The sequence below is a fragment of the Brucella intermedia LMG 3301 genome, assembly GCF_000182645.1.
GTDB lineage: Bacteria > Pseudomonadota > Alphaproteobacteria > Rhizobiales > Rhizobiaceae > Brucella > Brucella intermedia.
In genome coordinates this window covers 1252945-1270899 of record NZ_ACQA01000002.1, presented here as the reverse complement: position 1 = coordinate 1270899, position 17955 = coordinate 1252945, and the positions used below count along the sequence as shown (strand labels likewise).

The window sequence follows — 17955 nt, the reverse complement described above, 5'->3', positions numbered from 1 at the left end:
AGGGCGGGGCAGCTAAAGCATTTCCAGCAAAAGTGTGAAACGTCTAGGCGGGGAAATCAGTTCACTGGACTGATTTCTATCCCGCTTCGATGCGCTGGATAATGCGACAAAACAAATAGTTAGAGCGGTTCCGGCTTTCTGTCAGAACAGGAACCGCTCTGGTCAGAACTCATATTTCATGATGAGTTCGCCGCCGATGACCTCTCCCGTCATCCGGAAGCCTGTCTGCTCATAGAGCCTCCGGGCACCATCGTTTCCCGGCTGAAGGCCGAGGATGACGAAAGGGCAATCCGGCAGTTCCGACAGCAGGCCCAGCAATTGCCTGAGGGCTGCGCGCCCATAGCCCTTGCCCTGATGGCGCGCATCGATCACGAGGCGATAAATCCAGTAGTTTCCATCGTCCTCATCAAGGGCATACATGGCAAAGCCGACCGGCTCGCCTCCAGCCCTGACAAGGAGCGGAACACAGGCCGGATTCTCCCCGGCATCTTCAAGCGATTCCTCATTGCTGGCCACGAAGCCCTGCTGATGCGGATGGGGATTGAGGGCAATCACCTGCTGGTAGTCCGTCTGCCTGACCGGTTCGAGGGTCACGGCGGTATCGTCTGCAGCGCGAGGCTGTCCATTCTGTTTCATGACAGTGGGTTCCTGTAAGGCGCATGTGCGCGCCATGAAGCGATTTCATGCATCCGGTGGATGCACGACGCTCCGGGTTTCGATGAAGAATGCCCGCTGGCCGACAGGAAACGTCGGAAACGCCTTAAACGGTCGCGCCTCCGCGCGATCCGAAACCAGCGAGCGCGGCAAATTCTGTCTTGTTCAGCATGTCGCACCTCCCGGTTCGCGTTGACGATGGCTGGCAGTTAGCCGGTTTCCCAGCATCACGCAAGTCTCGCACAAGATTCGCCCTGTAGGTTAACGAACAGTGAATAAGGATGGCGGGTAATAGATATGGGGCCGATTCATCTCTTCGATCTGGCCGCAAGGCAGGCGCAGTGGCTGTCGGTAAGGCAGGCCACGGTTGCGGGCAATGTCGCCAATGCGAATACGCCGGATTTTCGCGCGCGTGACGTGCAGCCCTTTGCGGATGTGCTGGACAAGACGCAGCTCACCATGGCTGCCACCAGCCCTTTGCACCTGGAAGCCGAAGCCGACGGGATCGCCGGCGCGCGCCTGCGCCCCGACGACATCACCGAGCAGACCCATTCCGGCAACACGGTCGATGTCGAACAGGAAATGATGAAGGCCGGTGAGATCGCCCGCGAATATTCGCTCAACACAAGCATCGTGAAGGCGTTCCACCGCATGATGCTGTCGGTAGCGAAGGGATAGTCATGTCTTCCGATGCCTTGCAGAGCACATTGAAGATCGCAGCGTCGGGCCTTTCGGCCCAATCGACGCGTCTGCGCATTGTTTCCGAAAACATCGCCAATGCGCAGTCGACTGCCAAGACCGCCGATGCCGATCCCTATCGCCGCAAGACGGTTTCCTTCCGCACCGAGCTGGAGCAGGGCACCGGCGCCGCCGAAGTCCGCATTGCTGAAGTCGGCAAGGACACGTCGCCCTTCATCGAACAATACGAGCCGAGCCATCCCGCAGCGGATGAGCGCGGCTATGTCCGCTATCCCAACGTCAACATGGTCGTTGAAATGGCGGACATGCGCGAAGCCAATCGTTCCTACGAAGCCAATTTGCAGGTCGTGAAACAAGCCCGTGAGCTGATTTCCATGACCATCGATCTCTTGAGGAGCACATAATGTACGACTCGATCATGAGTATTTCGGCGCGCAATGCCCTGTCGCGCCTTTCCGAAACCGTCGTCGAAAAGGGCGTGGGCTCGGCTTCCGCGCCGCAGGCCGTTCCGGCGACGCCGGGCGCTTCCTTCGGCGAGGTCCTGTCGCAGATGACGGATTCCGTCGGCCAGAAGCTGGAGGCCGCCGAAGCAACCTCCATCCAGGGTATCAAGGGCGATGCGCCGGTGCGCGACGTGGTCAGCTCCGTCATGGAAGCCGAGCAGTCGCTTCAGACCGCCATCGCGATCCGCGACAAGATCGTGCAGGCCTATCTCGAAATCAGTCGCATGCCCATCTAGCGTCTGATCCGGAAGTCGCCGTTTGCAACCCGCATGGCGACTTATGATTCAGACTTCTGTCCAGACGAGAGATTAAGGACGCGCCATGAAAGCCCTGACGATTGCCGCAACAGGCATGAACGCCCAGCAGCTCAATCTGGAAGTGATCGCCAACAACATCGCCAATATCAACACGACCGGCTTCAAGCGCGCACGTGCGGAATTTTCCGATCTTCTCTACCAGTCCGAGCGGACGGCAGGCGTGCCCCAATCAGGCAAACCAGTCCATCGTGCCGGAGGGCGCGCTGGTCGGCCTTGGCGTGCAGACGGCGGCGGTGCGCAACCTCCACATTCAGGGCAGTTTCAACCAGACCGGCAATCCCTACGACGTGGCGCTGACCGGGCGCGGCTGGTTCCAGATCCAGAGCCCGACCGGCGAGACGCTTTACACGCGCGCCGGTGCGTTCAACAAGAACCCTGACGGCCAGCTCGTGACGCTCGACGGCAATCCGGTCGAACCGGCGATCACCATTCCGCCGGATGCCATTGAAGTGACGATCACCGATACGGGCCAGGTTTTCGCGAAATTGCAGGACCAGATCAATCAGGTCGATCTCGGCCAGCTCACCCTTGCGAACTTCACCAATGAAGCGGGTCTGGAGCCGCTCGGCGGCAATCTCTACCGCGAAACGGAAGCATCCGGCGGCCCATTGGTCGGCGTTCCGGGCGATCCCGGCTACGGCTCGATCAAGCAAGGCTATCTCGAAGCGTCCAATGTCGATCCGGTGAAGGAAATCACCGATCTCATCACGGCGCAGCGCGCCTATGAAATGAATTCCAAGGTCATTCAGGCTGCCGACGAAATGGCGGCAACCGTGTCGAAGAACCTGCGCTGACGGTGATGGCGATGGGGCTGGCGAAAGCAATCTTCCGGAAAACAGGGCTGGCGCTTGCAGGCGGATTGCTGCTCGCGGCAACAGCCGGTGCGAATGCTGCCGATCGCATCGCTTTTGTCGTGCCTTCGGCCACCGTCTATCCCGGCCAGATCGTGAGCGACACGGCCCTTCTGGAAAAGCAGTTCTTCATCAATGCGCCCGCAGCAAGCCAATATGTGCTGTCGCTCGATCAGGCGGCGGGCAAGGTGGCGCGCAAGACGCTGCTTCCGGGCAAGCCGATCCTCGTTTCGGCCCTGGGCGAGCCGTCGCTGGTCACGCGCGGGGTTCCGGCGCCGCTGGTGTTTACCGCCGGTACGCTGACAATCACCGCCATGGGAACGCCGCTCGAATCCGGTGCGGCTGGCGATTTCATCAAGGTTCGCAACGTCGATAGCGGCATCATCGTGTCCGGCACGGTGCTGGCAGATGGGCGTATTCAGGTGGGGATGCAGTGAGAAAGACTTTCGCCATCCTGCTCGCCGTCCTGGCGCTTGTTTCCCAGCCCGCCGCAAGCCTTGCGGACGAGTCGTCCAAGAATGCGCGGGAATTCGGTTCCGCAGTGGATGCCGATGCCGATTGGCTCGGCTCCGGCGGCGATCCGTCCAAAATGGCTTATGCGGAGCTTGGTCGCGGCAGCGCGGTTGCGCGCCTGAAGGACATCGCCACCATTCAGGGCGTGCGCGAAAACCAGCTCGTGGGTTATGGTCTCGTCATCGGCCTCAAGGGCACGGGCGACAGCCTGCGCAATTCGCCCTTCACCGAACAGTCCATGCGCGCCATGCTGGATAATCTCGGCATCAGCGCGCCGCGCAATTCCACCCGTTCCAAGAACACGGCCGCGGTCATCGTGACCGCCAACCTGCCCGCCTTTGCCGGTGCCGGTTCGCGCATCGACGTCACGGTATCGTCGCTCGGCGATGCGACCTCGCTGCAAGGCGGTACACTCGTCATGACCCAGCTCATGGGTGCCGACAACCAGATCTATGCCGTCGCGCAGGGCAACATGATCGTGTCCGGCTTTTCAGCGGAAGGTGAAGCTGCAAGCGTGACGCAGGGCGTGCCGACCTCCGGGCGCATTCCCAACGGCGCGCTGGTCGAGCGCGAAGTGGCCGGCAATTTCGGCAAGGAAAGCGAAATGATCGTCGAGCTGCGCGATCCCGATTTCACCACTGCCGTGCGCGCTGCCGATACGATCAATGTCTTCGCCAAGCGCCGTTATGGTCGCGGCGTGGCCATTGCGCGCGATGCCAAGACGATCCGCCTGTCGCGTCCGAAGAACGTGCCTGCGGCGCGTTTTCTGGCCGAACTCGAGGGTCTGCCGATCACGACCGACGAAGTGGCGCGTGTGGTGGTGGATGAGCGGACGGGAACCGTTGTCATCGGTGAGAAGGTGCGCATTTCCAAAGTCGCGATCAGCCACGGCAGCCTGACGGTCCGCGTGACGGAAACGCCAATGGTCGTCCAGCCTGAGCCGTTCAGCGACGGCGTGACGGCGGTTGAGCCGAATACCGATATCGCCGTCAATCAGCAGAACGCCAAGATCGGCATCCTGACCGGCGCCAACCTTGAAAATCTGGTGAAGGGCCTGAACCAGATCGGCGTGAAGCCGACCGGCATCATCGCGATATTGCAGGCCATCAAGACATCCGGCGCGCTTCATGCGGAACTGGTGGTGCAATGACCAAGGCTCGTAGAATGATCCGGTATGGTTCGGCGGTGGCGCTGTTTCTGGCGGCGTCCGTTCCCGCTTTCGCCGATCCGCCATCACTCGGCAATCTCGATGAAATCCGCAAGTTCTGCGGCAATATCGACGATCAGGCGGCGGATGCCCGCTATGCGCTTCAGGCCAGACAATTGACCGAGCTGAAGGCCGATGTCGAGGAGCGGATGCGGGCGCTTGAGGAAAAGCGCCGGGAATATGAAATGTGGCTGAAGCGCCGCGACGAGTTCGTCAGCAAGGCGCAGGATTCGCTGGTGGATATCATCTCGAAGATGAAGCCGGAGGCGGCGGCGGCGCAGATGACGCTGATCGGCGATGAAGCGGCGGCAGCCCTGATCCTCAAGCTTAATCCACGCGTCTCCAGCATCATCCTCAATGAAATGTCGCCGGAAAAGGCGGCCAAGCTCGCCCGCGTCATCGTCGGCTCGCAGCGCACCTCGACCGCGCCGCAGCCTGTCAGCGACCAGCGCGCCGCAGCGCAGACCGGGAATACGGTGCAATGAAGAACAGCATGAACAAAGCCATCCTTGCAGCAGCAACCCTGGTCCTTCTTGCCGGTTGCGCGACCAAGCCGGAGGAAATCGGCCGCGCGCCCGACCTGTCCCCTGTCGCGGCCAATCTCGGCATGCAGAACAATCCGCAGTCCAACGGCTATCCGGCGCGCCCGAGCAAGGCGTCCTATTCGCTCTGGGACCAGCGTTCGACCAATTTCTTCAAGGACCCGCGCGCGGCGACGCCCGGCGATGTGTTGACGGTTATCATCTCCATCAACGACCGCGCCAATCTGGATAACAAGACCGACCGCGAGCGCGTGTCGAAGGGCATTTACGGCGCGGGCGGTTCCTTTGCGACCAGCAGCAGCACAGGCGCTGGCGCCGGCGGCGACATGGACGCTTCGGTCAACACCCATTCCGACAGCAAGTCGAAGGGCAAGGGCACCATCGAGCGCAGCGAAGACATCCGCCTGCAGGTCGCGGCCATCGTCACCGACACGCTGCCGAACGGAAACATGATCATCCGCGGGTCGCAGGAAGTGCGCGTCAACAATGAACTGCGCGTGCTGAACGTCGCCGGTGTCGTGCGCCCGCGCGATATTTCCGGCAACAACACGATTTCCTACGACAAGATCGCCGAAGCCCGCATTTCCTATGGCGGGCGCGGACGACTGAGCGAGATTCAGCAGCCCCCTTACGGCCAGCAGATTCTCGATCAGGTTTCTCCCTTCTGAGGCATGCCGGATATGAGCGACACGACGACAACGGAAACGGACGGCAAGGCGAAAAGCTCGCTGACGACGCTGCTTGCGGCTGTCGCGGTCCTGACCGTCATCGCCGGTGGCGGCGGCTGGTATCTGGGCGGCATGATTTCCGCCGATCAGTTGGCGTCGGCAAAGGTCTCCGGCAAGGAAGACAAGCCGAAAAAGGGCGACTTCGAATCGCGCTCCATCGGCACGGTCGTGCCCTTGCAGCCGATCGTGACCAATCTCGGCATTCCGCAGGATACTTGGGTGCGCCTCGAAGCGTCGCTGGTGGCAAAGCCCGGACATGAAATTCCGGCGGCGCTGGCGGCAAGCGTCGGCGACGATTTCCTGAGCTTCCTGCGCAGCGTCAATCTCATGCAATTGCAGGGCGCGGCGGGGCTTGCCTATCTGCGCGCCGATCTGGAAGAACGCGCTCGCCTGCGTTCGGAAGGCGCGGTCGACCGCGTCTTCATCTCGGCGCTGGTGGTAGAATGAAGAAGCTCCTTGGCCTCGGCGTCATCCTGACGCTCGCCCTCACGGTGTCCGCTCAGGCGCAGCAGGCGCTGACGCTCGACAACCTGCTTCCAGCAGGCAGCGGCGCGGCGAGCGGCCAGATCGTGCAATTGTTCGGGCTGCTGACGGTGCTTTCCATCGCGCCGGGCATTCTCATCATGGTGACGAGCTTCACGCGCTTCGCCATCGCCTTTTCGCTTTTGCGTTCGGGCCTCGGCCTCCAGACCGCGCCCGCCAGCATGGTGATGATTTCGCTCGCCCTGTTCATGACGTTCTATGTCATGGCACCCGCCTTCGACCGGGCCTGGAACAACGGCGTGCAGCCGCTGATGCGCAATGAAATCACCCAGCAGGCGGCTTTCACCGAAATTTCCCAGCCTTTCCGCGAATTCATGCTGGGACAGGTGCGCGACAAGGATCTGCGGCTCTTTGAAGACCTCGCCGATCCATCCTTCCGCACCGGCGATGACGGCATCGTCGATTTCCGCGTTCTGGTCCCCGCCTTCATGATTTCTGAACTGCGGCGCGGGTTTGAAATCGGCTTCCTGATCGTGCTGCCCTTTCTGGTGATCGATCTCGTCGTGGCCACGCTCACCATGTCCATGGGCATGATGATGCTGCCGCCGACGGTGATCTCGCTGCCGTTCAAGATTCTGTTCTTCGTGCTGATCGACGGCTGGAACATACTGGTCGGAAGCCTGATACGTTCGTTCTCCTGACCCGTTTTGGTACGCTTCAAACCGCACCAAGCAAAATTCCGAATGGGAATTTGCGAATCGGTTAAATTTTGACGGAATAAATTAGCCTTTCTTTAATGTTTGGGTTCTAACTGTCGGCTCATGGTGGGTTTCCGCGCGTTACGCGGCAACAGGCATGATGCCGCTCCACCATGCCGGTAATCTGAAACCCGGCCTGTCCCTCAGATTGTTTTTCCCAAGGGGCAAAAAACTATGGCTAGCATTCTTACAAACTCTTCGGCTCTGACCGCTCTCCAGACGCTTGCTTCGACGAACAAGTCGCTGGAAGCTACCCAGAACCGTATTTCGACCGGTCTTCGTATTTCCGAAGCTTCGGACAATGCTTCGTACTGGTCCATCGCGACCTCGATGAAGTCCGACAACAAGGCCAACTCGGCTGTCCAGGACGCTCTTGGCCTCGGCGCTGGCAAGGTCGATACCGCTTACACGTCGATGAACAAGATCAAGGATCAGGTCGACGAAATGAAGAAGCTCCTTGTTAGCGCGCAAGGCGCCAGCAAGGAAGACCAGGATAAGATCGCAACGCAGATCACTGCGATTCAAAACAACATCAAATCAGCTGCCAGCAACGCTAATTATGCAGGTTCGAATCTGCTTGTTAACGACGGCACGACTGATCTTAAGGTTGTCGCTTCGTACAATCGTACCGACACGACCGTGAAGGTCGACACCATTGATGTTAAGGCCTCTGAAACGCAGGTATTTGGCAAAGCCGCAGATGGCACCGTTGATTATGCGACGGGCGCTGCTGCCGCTGTTGTTGCCGCTGATTTCTTCCAGGTTCCTGCTAACGCATCTCTGACCGACACCGAAATCAATGCTGCGATGGTCAAGGTTGAAACGGCTTTGAAGAGCCTGACCACCGGCGCTGCATCGCTTGGTGCTGCGAAGTCGCAGATCGACAGCCAGAAAAGCTTCCTGTCCGGTCTGTCCGACTCCATCGAAAAGGGCGTCGGCACGCTAGTTGACGCTGACATGAACAAGGAATCGGCTCGTCTGTCGGCTCTCCAGGTTCAGCAGCAGCTCGGCGTTCAGGCTCTCTCGATCGCCAACTCGTCGAGCCAGTCGATCCTGTCGCTGTTCCGCGGCTAATCATAACTGAGCCAGCATGGAAGCGCGTCCCGAAATGAGACGCGCTTCTGCAACGGGCGCCGGGTTGCCGGCGCTCGCGAGTTCTCAGGCAAATCAGGGGTTCGCATCCGAACCGACCTGATCGGATCGGATGTCTTTGGGCGGAAAACGGGGCGCGGGATTCATTCCGCGCCCCAATTCTTTGCGCTCATTTCCAGTTTCCGGAAGCACTTGCTTCATCAGCCGCCACTTTCGCGCAAGCTTCGCGGGCTAGGTTGCATCCATCATTATGGCGGTGGTGTGGATGCAGCAGAATTTCCAGCAATTGATCGAACAGCTCAAGGGTACGCTCGGCAAGCTTGGCGCGCGAAAACTCGTGGCGCTCGGACTTGTGGGCGCCGCGCTCATGGCCGCGATCCTCTATACGAGCATCTATCTGAGCCGCCCCTCCTATGAGACGCTCTATGTCGGTCTTTCGCGTGACGATGTGAACCGCATGGGTCTGGCGCTTGGCGAGGCAGGCATTCCTTTCGATGTGAAGGCCGATGGCTCGTCCATCCTCGTGCCCATCGGCAAGGCGGAAAACGCCCGCATGTATCTGGCCGAAAAGGGCCTGCCGACCTCGAACAATGCCGGTTATGAACTCTTCGACAATATGGGTTCGCTCGGCCTGACCTCGTTCATGCAGGAAATCACCCGCGTGCGCGCGCTGGAAGGCGAAATCGCCCGCACCATTCAGGCCATTCGCGGCGTGAAGGCCGCCCGCGTCCACATCGTGCTCGCCGAAAAGGGTTCGTTCCGCCGTGGCGACCAGAAGCCGTCGGCCTCGGTCGTCATCCGCGCCGAAGGCGGCTTTGCCGCCGAATCTGCCCAGTCCATCCGCCAGCTGGTCGCCGCCGCCGTTCCCTCGCTCGATGCTTCCGCCGTGACCGTCCTCGACACCAATGGCCGCCTCCTGGCCTCGGCTGGCGAAGCCGCCAATGGCGCAGCGCTGATGACCGCCTCGCTGGAGCAGCAGGTCGCAGGCAATGTGGACGACAGCATCCGCAAGGCGCTGGCGCCCTATCTCGGCATGGGGCATTTCCAGACGAGCGTTCAGGCAGTGCTCGATACGGACCGCCGCCAGACCAACGAAACCATCTTCGATCCCGAATCCCGTGTCGAGCGTTCGGTGCGCGTTGTCCGTGAAAGCGGCGATTCCCGCAACAATCGCAACGACAACGCAACCGGCGTCGAACAGAACATTCCGCAGGAAGAAATCCAGAATCGCAACGGCGAAAGCTCGTCGGAAAAGACCGACCGCCGCGAGGAACTGACCAATTACGAAATGAACAGCAAGACGGTTTCCACCGTCAGCGACGGCTATACCGTCAAGCGCCTGTCCATCGCCGTGGTCATCGATCAGGCGCGGCTTCTGGAAACCGCAGGCACCACGCCGCCGCCCGCCAATTTCGTCGACCAGCAGATCGCCAAGATCCGCGACCTCGTGGCAACCGCCGCCGGCCTCAACGCGGATCGCGGCGACGTCATCAACGTGACCGCCGTCAACTTCCTCGATCCTGCCGGTGCCGATATGGAACCGGTCTCCACGCCGTGGACCGACACGGTGCTTCGCCAGAGCGGCTCCTATGTCAATGCGCTTGCGATCCTTGCCGCTGTCGGTCTGCTGATCTGGTTCGGCCTGCGTCCGCTGCTGCGTGACCAGAATGCCAGGACTGCCGGCACGGAAGTCGCCATCCGCGAGACAAGCGACGTGGCTGCACCCGATTTCGTCGGCGGTCAGGCGGCAGGCGAAGGCGTACAAGGGGCGCAGGGCGTACAGGCCGTCATCGGTGGGCCGGAAGCCTATGCCGACCAGATGAAGACAAGCCTCAGCGATCTTCGCCAGCGCATGCGCATGCCCGCAAAGCTGCGACTGGAACAGATGATCGACATGGACGAAGAGCGCGTCGCAGCCGTTCTCAAGCAGTGGATTCACGAAACCGCCGCCAGCCGCGAGGGCCAGCCATTGAGGGAATCGACCGCAAAGGCTTCGGTCATGCCGGAGCTTGAGGCGGCCTGACGATGAGCGCGCTTTCCCTCAGCCGTTATCTTCCCGATTTCTCGACCCATCACATAGAGGATGAGGCGGTCGAGATCATTGCCGCGCCTTTGCCGCCGAAACCGCTGAAGGAAACGCCCGCGCCGCAAGCTGGAAGCGAGGCGCTGAAGCGTGCGGCTTCTGCCGAAAAATCCGCTGCCGCCGAGCAGGCGGAAGTTGCGGCCATCATCGCCGGCGAGGAAGAAAGGCGCGCTGCCTTTGAAGCCGGGCGGGAAGATGGACACCGCGAAGCCGAGGCGCTCTACGAGGCGGAGAAGACGCGGCTTCTGCGGGAGCATGAGGCCGAAATCGAAACGTTGCGCGCTGCATTCTCGCGTGAGCAGGCCCTGCTTCTGGCAGGAAGCCTCACCGAAGCGCTGGCCGCGCTGGAGCGCAGTTTTTCCGGCCAGATCGCGGAAATCCTGATGCCATTGCTGGCGCAAAAGATGGAGCGCGAGGCGGTTGCGGAATTTGCGCGCCGCATTGCGGCGCTGGCGCTCGACGGCGAAGCGCCGGAAATTTCCGGCCCGGCGCGGCTGGTTGCGCCGCTCCGCGATCACGCCGCCCTGCTGCCGTCCGGCTGCAGGTTCTCGGAAACCGGCGCGGACGAACTTTCCTTTTCCTTTGGCGACCGGGTGCTTGAAACGCGCATCGCGCCGCTTCTTGAAGAATTGAAGGCTGCGGTGCAATGAACATCGATCCCGAAACCAAGCGCGAGATCATCATTGTGCGCCGCGGCGGGCATGACGACCATGACAGCCATCATGGCGGCGTGTGGAAGATCGCCTATGCCGACTTCATGACCGCCATGATGGCCTTCTTCCTCGTCATGTGGCTCATCAATGCCGCCAATGAGGAAACCAAGGCGGCGGTTGCCAGCTATTTCAATCCCGTCAAGCTGATGGACCGGCATTCAAGCCCGAAGGGCGTGCAGGATGTCGAGGAGAAAGACGGCAAGGTTCGCTATGAAAGCGACCAGAAGATCGAAAACAGCACCAAGGTCATCAACGATACGACCGTCGCGCCGCCAAGCGAACAGGAAGAGCGCCAGCTTTTCCGCGAACCCTATGCGGTGCTGTCGGAACTGGCCCACGAAACCGGCGTTCTGCAGAACCAGTCTGCCAAGGGCGATGGCGGCACGTCGAAATCCGGCCCCGCAACAGGCGCCGATGGCGGCGAAGCCTATCGTGATCCGTTCAGCCCCGATTACTGGTCGAGCAAGGCTGTCGAGGACCTGACCCCGCCGGATGCGGCACCGGCCACGCCGCCCAGGCCGGAAGCGGCCCAGCCGAAACCGGAGGAAGCTGCAAAGCCTGCGGAAGCGCCAGCAGACACGCCAGCAGAAAAGCAGGAGCAGCTCATTGCCGATCTGAAAAAGGCGGCTGAGGGCGAAACCGCGAAGGAAGGTACGGCCGCAAAGAAAGCCGAGCCGATGCCCGATGTGACGGTCGTTCCCGTCGATGGCGGCGTGATGATCCAGCTTACCGACAAGATAGACTACGGCATGTTCACCATCGGCTCCGCCAAGCCGGACGCCCGCGTGGTGCAGATGCTGGAGCGCATCGCCCAGGTGATTTCCCGCCAGCCGGGCGAAGTCATCATCAGCGGGCATACCGATGCGCGTCCGTTCAAGAGCGCGACCTATGACAACTGGCGTCTCTCTTCGGCGCGCGCGCAGATGGCCTATTACATGCTGGTTCGCGGCGGGCTTGATGAAAAGCGCGTGCTGCGCGTGGAAGGCTATGCCGACCGCCAGCCGAAGAACGCCAATGATCCGAATGCGGCTGAAAACCGCCGCATCGATATTTTCCTCAAGTCCGCGCCATGAAGCGGTTCGCCACGCGCTCACTCCTGGCATGTGTGGCAGGCCTTTCCCTGGCGGGAGCGGCCTCTCCGGCCTTTGCTCAAGCCCAGGCGCAGGCGGTGGCCGAGACCCGCACGCTGCCGGTGCTGGAACCCTACAAGCTCGTGCGTTCGCTGCGCATGTTGCAGGACCAGATCGTCGCCGGAAAGCCGGAAGCGGTGGTCATGCTCAACAAGCTTCTGGGCTTCGTCAGCACGGATATGGGGCGGGCGTCGGGCGACGTCTGGCACAATCCGGAAAATGTCTATGCGGCGATCATCTATCTCTTCAATGGCGGCAATCCGGAAGCGGTGCGCAAGGTACTTGCCGACCTCAAGACGGATGCCGTGCCGCCGGAACTGGTCAAGGGAGCGCTTGCCTATGCTTCCGGCCAGACGATTGAAGTGGTGAAGCTTTTCTCTGTTCCGCTGGCGCCCGATGTCCCGTCGGAACTGAAGGCCTCCATCGTGCTCGTCACCGCCAGCCAGATGACGGCCTTCGATCCGGCGACGGCCCTGATGCGGCTCGATCAGGTGCGGCTCGATGCGCCGGGCACCCTGTTCGAGGAAGCGGCGATCCGCCGTTCGATGCCGATTGCAGCCCGGCTTGGCGATGCCGACAAGATCAGGCTTCTGGCGCGAAATTATCTCCAGCGCTTTCCCCGTTCGCCCTATATGCGTGATTTCATGGCGCAATTTGTCGATGCGGCCGTGAAGCTCAACGACCGTATCGGCAATGCGGAACTGGCAAGGTTGATCGGTTCGGCTGATCCGGTGATGCAATATTCGCTCTATCTGCAAATCGCGCGCGGAGCGCTTGTCGATGGTCAGACAGAGCGGGCGCGTTTCATGTCGGCAGAGGCGAAAAAGCTTGCCGACAAACTGAAAACCGACCCCACCCGTGCAAATCTCTATGCGGCGGCAAGCGATGTTGCCTCGGATTCGGCAGGCAGCGCGCTGCGGGAACTGTCGCAGATTTCGCCCGACAAGCTGCAGGAACCGGATCGCAAGCTGCTGAAGGCCGCCGAAGCGGTCGGCACGGTCGTCACCCGCACGCCGGATGCCTCGCCGCCCGCAAAACCGGCCCTGACCGAAAGGGATGTGCCGCCGATGGCAACAGCGAATCCGCCGGAAAACCGGGCGGAAAAGCCGGTTGCGAACCCTGCGGCAGCTCCGATGGCCGTCAGCCTGAAGCCTGTCAAAAACCAGCCGGAAGACGATTTGCAGAAAACGATGGAAGATGCGCGGCGCAAGCTTGCCGAAATCGATGCCTTGCTAGGAAAGACCGTTCAATGAGCGTTGATATTTTGCTGAATTCGACCAGCCGACTTGCTTCGCTCGCCCGAAATTCCGGTCCGTCGCAGGCAAAGGCGGAGGCGGAAAGCGAGGGGCAGGCCGACCCGGCGAAATTGTTCAGTTCGCTTCTGGAACGACCGCAGGGCAAGGTCGAAAGGAAGGATGAAAAGGACGACGCAGCCAAAATGGATGAGGCTGAAACGAGGGATGAAGACGGGGCGAAACAGGCTGCAATTTTCGTTCTGCCGCAAAATCTCCTCTCTTTGGCCACTTCTTCGCCTGATTTGAAGGGACCAAATCACAATTTTGCCACAGGAAATATCGCCAAAAACGACAAAAACCCCTCTGATCCGCTCTCTGCCTTAATTAAGGAAGCAGGTCCGGAAGGGGGAGAGAAGCAGGTTGGCGAACTGCCTGATGCGCATGTCGATCCGAAGAAGGGGCAAGCCCCGGCGACGCCTTCGGCCAGCGCCAGGGCGGAGCAGTTTATCGCTCCTGACGCATCGAAGGAGACCGGCGGCAATCCGAGCGAGAACGCTGTGGACGATCTCGCCAGCCCCGCGAACGCGGACAAGGGGCAGACGCGGCAGTCGGGCCAGACGCCCGACAGGGCCGATCTCCAGCCACAGCAACCGGCGCCCAAAAGCAGTGTGCCGGGAGAAAGCAAGGCAGCCACCACGCCGTCGCAGGGCGCGGCGCGGGATCGCCGACATTCAGGTGGTTTCCGAACGCAGCTTCGGCACGGTCAAGACCTTGCAGATTAGGCTCGATCCGGCAGAACTCGGGACGGTGACGGCGCGCATCCGCGTGGGATCGGAAGGGGTCGAGGTGCATCTCGTCGCCGAAAAGACCCATGCGGCAGAAACGCTCGCCGCCGACCGCTCCATGATCGAGAAAGCCCTGAAGGCGGCAGGCGTCGCGGACGATGCGAAAATTTCCGTGACCGTCACCGATCGCAACGCGGCGGGCGCGGTGCAGCAGGCGCAGGCATCGCATAATGCCGGGCAACAGCAGGCCAGCGGCCAGCAATCGGGCCAGCAGCAGGCTTTCAGCATGCAGCAGGGTTTTGACGGGCGAAACGGCAGCGAGACCCAGGCGGGTCTCATGGGCGGCGAGGGCAGGCGGAATGATGAATCCGGTCAGGCAGGACGCGAGCGTTCGGACATGCAGGGCGCGCAGGATGGCGGGAACGGTATTGTTCGCAATAACGACCGCAATCGCGGCCTGGTTGTCTGACAGCCGCCCGGCCAGAGCCGAGAATATCTGTGAGCGCGAAATGCACCGGGCATCGGCCCGCTACGATGTCCCGCTCGGCATTCTCTACGCGGTCGGGCTGACGGAAACCGGCCGCAAGAACTCCCTGCAACCCTATGCGATGAACATCGAAGGGCGCGCCGAATTCATGCCGTCGCAGACGGCGGCGGTGAGGCGTTTCAACGAGGTCAGGGCCGAAGGCGCAAAGCTGATCGACCTCGGCTGCATGCAGATCAACTTTCACTATCACGGCAAAGAATTTCCGTCGGTTGCCGCGATGCTGATGCCGAGCCTCAATGTCGATTACGCGGCCCGATTCCTGAAGCAGCTCCGCCAGCGCGAAGGCAACTGGACGATGGCCGTCGCGCGCTATCACGCCGGGCCGAACAACGACCCCGCCCAGAAGCGTTACGTCTGCCGCGTGATGACGAATATGGTCGCCACCGGCTTCGGAAACTGGACGCCGCAGGCGCGAAACTTCTGCTTCGGGTAAACCCGATTCCTGCCAATTTTAACAGGTTGTAACAGAGTGTCAGGTGCACCCATGTTGCGCCTGTTCAATTGCCGGTTGCAGTCTTCGGCAAGTGCTGTTAAAGCGACCGAAATTTTAAGCCCTTGTAAAGAATCGTAAATGTTCGTGAGCCGTTAATATTCGGTTAAGGTTTGTGCGCCTAAAGGATGAGGCGCGTTGCAATCAATGCGATTCCCTCTATTTTAGCATCTACTAAAATGCCTCCCAATTTGTTGCGGGCAACTAATTGCCATTGTTGCTGATTCCTCTCGCCAGTTATTGCTAGCGTGCTTGGGCTAACATATTGATTCGGAAGGCGGGCCGATGATCGTTGTCGTAGACGACAGAGATATTGTGACTGAAGGATACTCATCCTGGTTCGGTCGCGAAGGCATCACGACGACGGGTTTTACCCCTACCGATTTCGATGAGTGGGTGGAGAGCGTTCCGCAGCAGGATATCATGGCTGTCGAGGCCTTCCTGATCGGTGAATGTGCCGATCAGCATCGCCTTCCGGCCCGGATTCGTGAACGTTGCAAGGCGCCTGTGATCGCCGTCAACGACCGTCCGTCACTGGAACATACGCTGGAGCTGTTTCAATCAGGCGTTGACGATGTTGTGCGCAAGCCGGTGCATGTGCGTGAAATCCTTGCGCGCATCAATGCGATCCGCCGCCGCGCGGGCGCATCCGCCGCTTCCAGCGACGATGGCACCGAGCTTGGCCCGATCCGCGTTTTCTCCGATGGCCGCGATCCGCAGATCAACGGCGTCGATTTTCCGCTGCCGCGCCGCGAGCGCCGCATCCTGGAATATCTGATTGCCAATCGCGGCCGCCGCCTGAACAAGGCGCAGATTTTCAGCGCGATCTACGGCATTTTCGACAGTGAAGTCGAAGAAAACGTCGTTGAAAGCCATATCAGCAAGTTGCGCAAGAAGCTGCGTGAGCAGATGGGCTTCGATCCGATCGATTCCAAGCGCTTCCTGGGCTACTGCATCAATATCGAATGAGGTTGATGCGCACTGTCTCTTTGTCTTCACGCATGTTCTCACCGCATCGCAGCGACACCAGAGGCCAGTCCGGCGGACTGACTTCCCCGCCAAGGCGGTTCCCACTTCCGGGAGACATGCTTTCAGTATCGCGATTTCGAGCAGGTCTGCGGATTTCCGAAACCGCGTCGGTTCCCCAGTAAAAGCGTAAAACATCCCGAGGCTACAGTTTCACGCAAGCGTGGCTCTTTAGCTTGATCGCGGATGAGTGGGTCGGGTCGCCGATTCCATCGCTGGACTTCACGGATTCCGGCCCAGAACTCTTGGATTTTGGCCGGTGACACAATGATGGTGATACAACCAATCAGGAGCTGCTAATGAGCCTCTACGGTATGATGCGGACCGGTGTTTCGGGAATGAACGCGCAGGCGAACCGCCTGTCGGCGGTCGCTGACAACATCGCGAATGCAAGCACCGTCGGTTACAAGCGCGCCGAAACCCAGTTTTCGTCGCTCGTTCTGCCCAGCACAGGCGGACAGTATAATTCCGGCAGCGTGCTGACCAATGTTCGTTACGGCATTTCCGATCAGGGCGGCATCCGCTCCACATCGTCCACGACCGACCTTGCCATCGATGGCAACGGCTATTTCGTGGTGCAGGGCGCGGACGGCTCCACCTTCCTGACCCGCGCCGGTTCCTTCGTTCCCGACAAGAACGGCAATCTGGTCAATTCAGCCGGCTATTATCTTCTGGGCGCAGGCCCGAACGACCCCGCCGGCGCGCTGACGATTCCCGGCCTGAACATCATCAATGTCAACAGCGCGGCCCCTTCCGCCGGAAGGCAGCACGTCGGGCACCTTCACGGTTAATTTGCCGTCTAGCGATCAGGTTCCAGCAGCCGGCGAATTCAATCACAAGACCTCGCTGATCTCCTACAACGACAAGGGCGAGAAGATCACGCTCGACGTCTATTTCAGCAAGACCGGCACGGATGAATGGAGCGTCACGGTCAAGAACGCAGCCGACAATGCAGTGGTCGGCGGCCCGACGACGCTGACCTTCGATCCGACCACGGGCGCGATGACGTCCGCGGGCGACGTGACGGTCGATCTAGGGCCTTATGGCGGCCAGAGCCTCAGCCTCAATCTCGGCGCCTCGACACAGCGCGCCGGTGAATACACGATCTCGCAGGCGCAGATCAACGGCCAGGCGCCGTCGGCGGTCAAGGGCGTGGATGTGGCCAATGACGGCTCGGTCGTCGCCATCTACGAAAACGGCACGCAGAAGGTTCTGGCGCGCATTCCGCTTGCCAATGTCGCAAGCCCGGATCGCATGACGGTGGTGAGCGGCAACGTGTTCCTGCCGAGCGCTGAATCGGGTGACGTTCGCCTCGGCTTCCCGCAGAGCGAGGGCATGGGCAAGGTCATGTCCGGCACGCTGGAGGAATCCAATGCCGATATCGCGCAGGAGCTGACCGACATGATCGAGGCGCAGCGCAGCTATACGGCCAATTCGAAAGTCTTCCAGACCGGCTCCGAACTGATGGACGTGCTGGTCAATCTGAAACGTTAAACCGGCCAGTTCCGGGGAGGGTGAAAAGCCTTTCCCGGAAACAGTGGTTTGAATTTGGCATTTGCCCGGACCTCTTTCCGAGGGGCGCAAATGCCGGAACCGGAC

At 60.7% G+C, this 17955-nt stretch carries 16 protein-coding genes and 4 pseudogenes; 19 read left to right on the top strand and 1 reads right to left on the bottom strand.

Features of this window, described 5'->3' with window-relative positions:
- Positions 1-162 precede the first annotated feature (162 nt).
- On the bottom strand, positions 163-636 hold the full coding sequence (locus OINT_RS18445) for a GNAT family N-acetyltransferase (RefSeq protein ID WP_006471436.1): 474 nt from the start codon (positions 634-636) through the stop codon (positions 163-165).
- 315 nt (positions 637-951) lie between these two features.
- Here OINT_RS18445 and flgB point away from each other — a divergent pair, with 315 nt between their 5' ends.
- The 19 genes and pseudogenes from flgB to OINT_RS18350 all read left to right on the top strand — a co-directional run bounded on the left by flgB (position 952) and on the right by OINT_RS18350 (position 17850).
- A complete protein-coding gene (gene flgB / locus OINT_RS18440; protein WP_006469417.1) occupies positions 952-1332 on the top strand; it encodes a flagellar basal body rod protein FlgB in 381 nt (126 codons plus the stop codon).
- Positions 1333-1334: 2 nt separating this feature from the next.
- On the top strand, positions 1335-1757 hold the full coding sequence (gene flgC, locus OINT_RS18435) for a flagellar basal body rod protein FlgC (protein WP_006469416.1): 423 nt from the start codon (positions 1335-1337) through the stop codon (positions 1755-1757).
- The gene (locus tag OINT_RS18430; protein WP_006469415.1) at positions 1757-2092 is read left to right on the top strand and encodes a flagellar hook-basal body complex protein FliE; all 336 of its coding nucleotides are present in this window, start codon (positions 1757-1759) and stop codon (positions 2090-2092) included. The genes flgC and OINT_RS18430 overlap by 1 nt, the downstream gene beginning before the upstream one ends.
- A gap of 85 nt (positions 2093-2177) precedes the next feature.
- A pseudogene (gene flgG, locus OINT_RS18425) lies at positions 2178-2967 on the top strand (flagellar basal-body rod protein FlgG).
- 11 nt (positions 2968-2978) lie between these two features.
- A complete protein-coding gene (gene flgA, locus OINT_RS18420; RefSeq protein ID WP_006471438.1) occupies positions 2979-3461 on the top strand; it encodes a flagellar basal body P-ring formation chaperone FlgA in 483 nt (160 codons plus the stop codon).
- Positions 3458-4687, top strand: a complete 1230-nt coding sequence (locus OINT_RS18415) for a flagellar basal body P-ring protein FlgI (RefSeq protein ID WP_006469412.1) — start codon at positions 3458-3460, stop codon at positions 4685-4687. Before flgA ends, OINT_RS18415 begins: the two co-directional genes overlap by 4 nt.
- The gene (locus OINT_RS18410) at positions 4684-5229 is read left to right on the top strand and encodes a MotE family protein (protein ID WP_006469411.1); all 546 of its coding nucleotides are present in this window, start codon (positions 4684-4686) and stop codon (positions 5227-5229) included. The genes OINT_RS18415 and OINT_RS18410 overlap by 4 nt, the downstream gene beginning before the upstream one ends.
- Positions 5226-5954 carry a flagellar basal body L-ring protein FlgH gene (flgH, locus tag OINT_RS18405; RefSeq protein ID WP_006469410.1) on the top strand — a complete coding sequence of 243 codons (729 nt, stop codon included), beginning with the start codon at positions 5226-5228 and terminating at the stop codon, positions 5952-5954. The genes OINT_RS18410 and flgH overlap by 4 nt, the downstream gene beginning before the upstream one ends.
- Before the next feature lie 12 nt (positions 5955-5966).
- Positions 5967-6461: a flagellar basal body-associated FliL family protein gene (locus OINT_RS18400; RefSeq protein ID WP_006471440.1), complete on the top strand. Its 495-nt coding sequence runs from the start codon at positions 5967-5969 to the stop codon at positions 6459-6461.
- Positions 6458-7198 (top strand): flagellar type III secretion system pore protein FliP, encoded by a 741-nt coding sequence (gene fliP / locus OINT_RS18395; RefSeq protein ID WP_006469408.1) that lies wholly within the window; start codon positions 6458-6460, stop codon positions 7196-7198. Before OINT_RS18400 ends, fliP begins: the two co-directional genes overlap by 4 nt.
- Before the next feature lie 231 nt (positions 7199-7429).
- Complete coding sequence (locus OINT_RS18390) at positions 7430-8329, top strand: flagellin N-terminal helical domain-containing protein (RefSeq protein WP_006469407.1); 900 nt, start codon at positions 7430-7432, stop codon at positions 8327-8329.
- Positions 8330-8597: 268 nt separating this feature from the next.
- A complete protein-coding gene (gene fliF / locus OINT_RS18385) occupies positions 8598-10370 on the top strand; it encodes a flagellar basal-body MS-ring/collar protein FliF (protein ID WP_006469405.1) in 1773 nt (590 codons plus the stop codon).
- Positions 10371-10372: 2 nt separating this feature from the next.
- The gene (locus tag OINT_RS18380; protein ID WP_006469404.1) at positions 10373-11080 is read left to right on the top strand and encodes a hypothetical protein; all 708 of its coding nucleotides are present in this window, start codon (positions 10373-10375) and stop codon (positions 11078-11080) included.
- Positions 11077-12216 (top strand): flagellar motor protein MotB, encoded by a 1140-nt coding sequence (locus OINT_RS18375; RefSeq protein ID WP_006469403.1) that lies wholly within the window; start codon positions 11077-11079, stop codon positions 12214-12216. The genes OINT_RS18380 and OINT_RS18375 overlap by 4 nt, the downstream gene beginning before the upstream one ends.
- Positions 12213-13463, top strand: a pseudogene (locus OINT_RS18370) (chemotaxis protein); the annotation flags it as partial. The gene OINT_RS18375 and the pseudogene OINT_RS18370, both read left to right, overlap by 4 nt.
- Before the next feature lie 59 nt (positions 13464-13522).
- A pseudogene (locus OINT_RS24385) lies at positions 13523-14762 on the top strand (flagellar hook-length control protein FliK).
- Positions 14707-15273 (top strand): transglycosylase SLT domain-containing protein, encoded by a 567-nt coding sequence (locus OINT_RS18360; RefSeq protein ID WP_031346090.1) that lies wholly within the window; start codon positions 14707-14709, stop codon positions 15271-15273. The pseudogene OINT_RS24385 and the gene OINT_RS18360 overlap by 56 nt, the downstream one beginning before the upstream one ends.
- 342 nt (positions 15274-15615) lie before the next feature.
- On the top strand, positions 15616-16299 hold the full coding sequence (gene ftcR / locus OINT_RS18355) for a flagellar transcriptional regulator FtcR (protein WP_006469399.1): 684 nt from the start codon (positions 15616-15618) through the stop codon (positions 16297-16299).
- A 356-nt stretch (positions 16300-16655) separates the two neighbouring features.
- Positions 16656-17850, top strand: a pseudogene (locus OINT_RS18350) (flagellar hook protein FlgE).
- Positions 17851-17955 lie beyond the last annotated feature (105 nt).

Bases quoted from the DNA above. Each gene is read 5' to 3' on its own strand.
- OINT_RS18430 (WP_006469415.1), top strand. From the start codon at position 1,757: ATGTACGACTCGATCATGAGTATTTCGGCGCGCAATGCCCTGTCGCGC.
- OINT_RS18375 (WP_006469403.1), top strand. From the start codon at position 11,077: ATGAACATCGATCCCGAAACCAAGCGCGAGATCATCATTGTGCGCCGC.
- flgC (WP_006469416.1), top strand. From the start codon at position 1,335: ATGTCTTCCGATGCCTTGCAGAGCACATTGAAGATCGCAGCGTCGGGC.
- OINT_RS18410 (WP_006469411.1), top strand. From the start codon at position 4,684: ATGACCAAGGCTCGTAGAATGATCCGGTATGGTTCGGCGGTGGCGCTG.
- OINT_RS18390 (WP_006469407.1), top strand. From the start codon at position 7,430: ATGGCTAGCATTCTTACAAACTCTTCGGCTCTGACCGCTCTCCAGACG.
- ftcR (WP_006469399.1), top strand. From the start codon at position 15,616: ATGATCGTTGTCGTAGACGACAGAGATATTGTGACTGAAGGATACTCA.
- fliF (WP_006469405.1), top strand. From the start codon at position 8,598: ATGGCGGTGGTGTGGATGCAGCAGAATTTCCAGCAATTGATCGAACAG.
- OINT_RS18380 (WP_006469404.1), top strand. From the start codon at position 10,373: ATGAGCGCGCTTTCCCTCAGCCGTTATCTTCCCGATTTCTCGACCCAT.
- flgA (WP_006471438.1), top strand. From the start codon at position 2,979: ATGGGGCTGGCGAAAGCAATCTTCCGGAAAACAGGGCTGGCGCTTGCA.
- flgB (WP_006469417.1), top strand. From the start codon at position 952: ATGGGGCCGATTCATCTCTTCGATCTGGCCGCAAGGCAGGCGCAGTGG.
- flgH (WP_006469410.1), top strand. From the start codon at position 5,226: ATGAAGAACAGCATGAACAAAGCCATCCTTGCAGCAGCAACCCTGGTC.
- OINT_RS18400 (WP_006471440.1), top strand. From the start codon at position 5,967: ATGAGCGACACGACGACAACGGAAACGGACGGCAAGGCGAAAAGCTCG.
- OINT_RS18445 (WP_006471436.1), bottom strand. From the start codon at position 636: ATGAAACAGAATGGACAGCCTCGCGCTGCAGACGATACCGCCGTGACC.
- fliP (WP_006469408.1), top strand. From the start codon at position 6,458: ATGAAGAAGCTCCTTGGCCTCGGCGTCATCCTGACGCTCGCCCTCACG.
- OINT_RS18360 (WP_031346090.1), top strand. From the start codon at position 14,707: ATGGCGGGAACGGTATTGTTCGCAATAACGACCGCAATCGCGGCCTGG.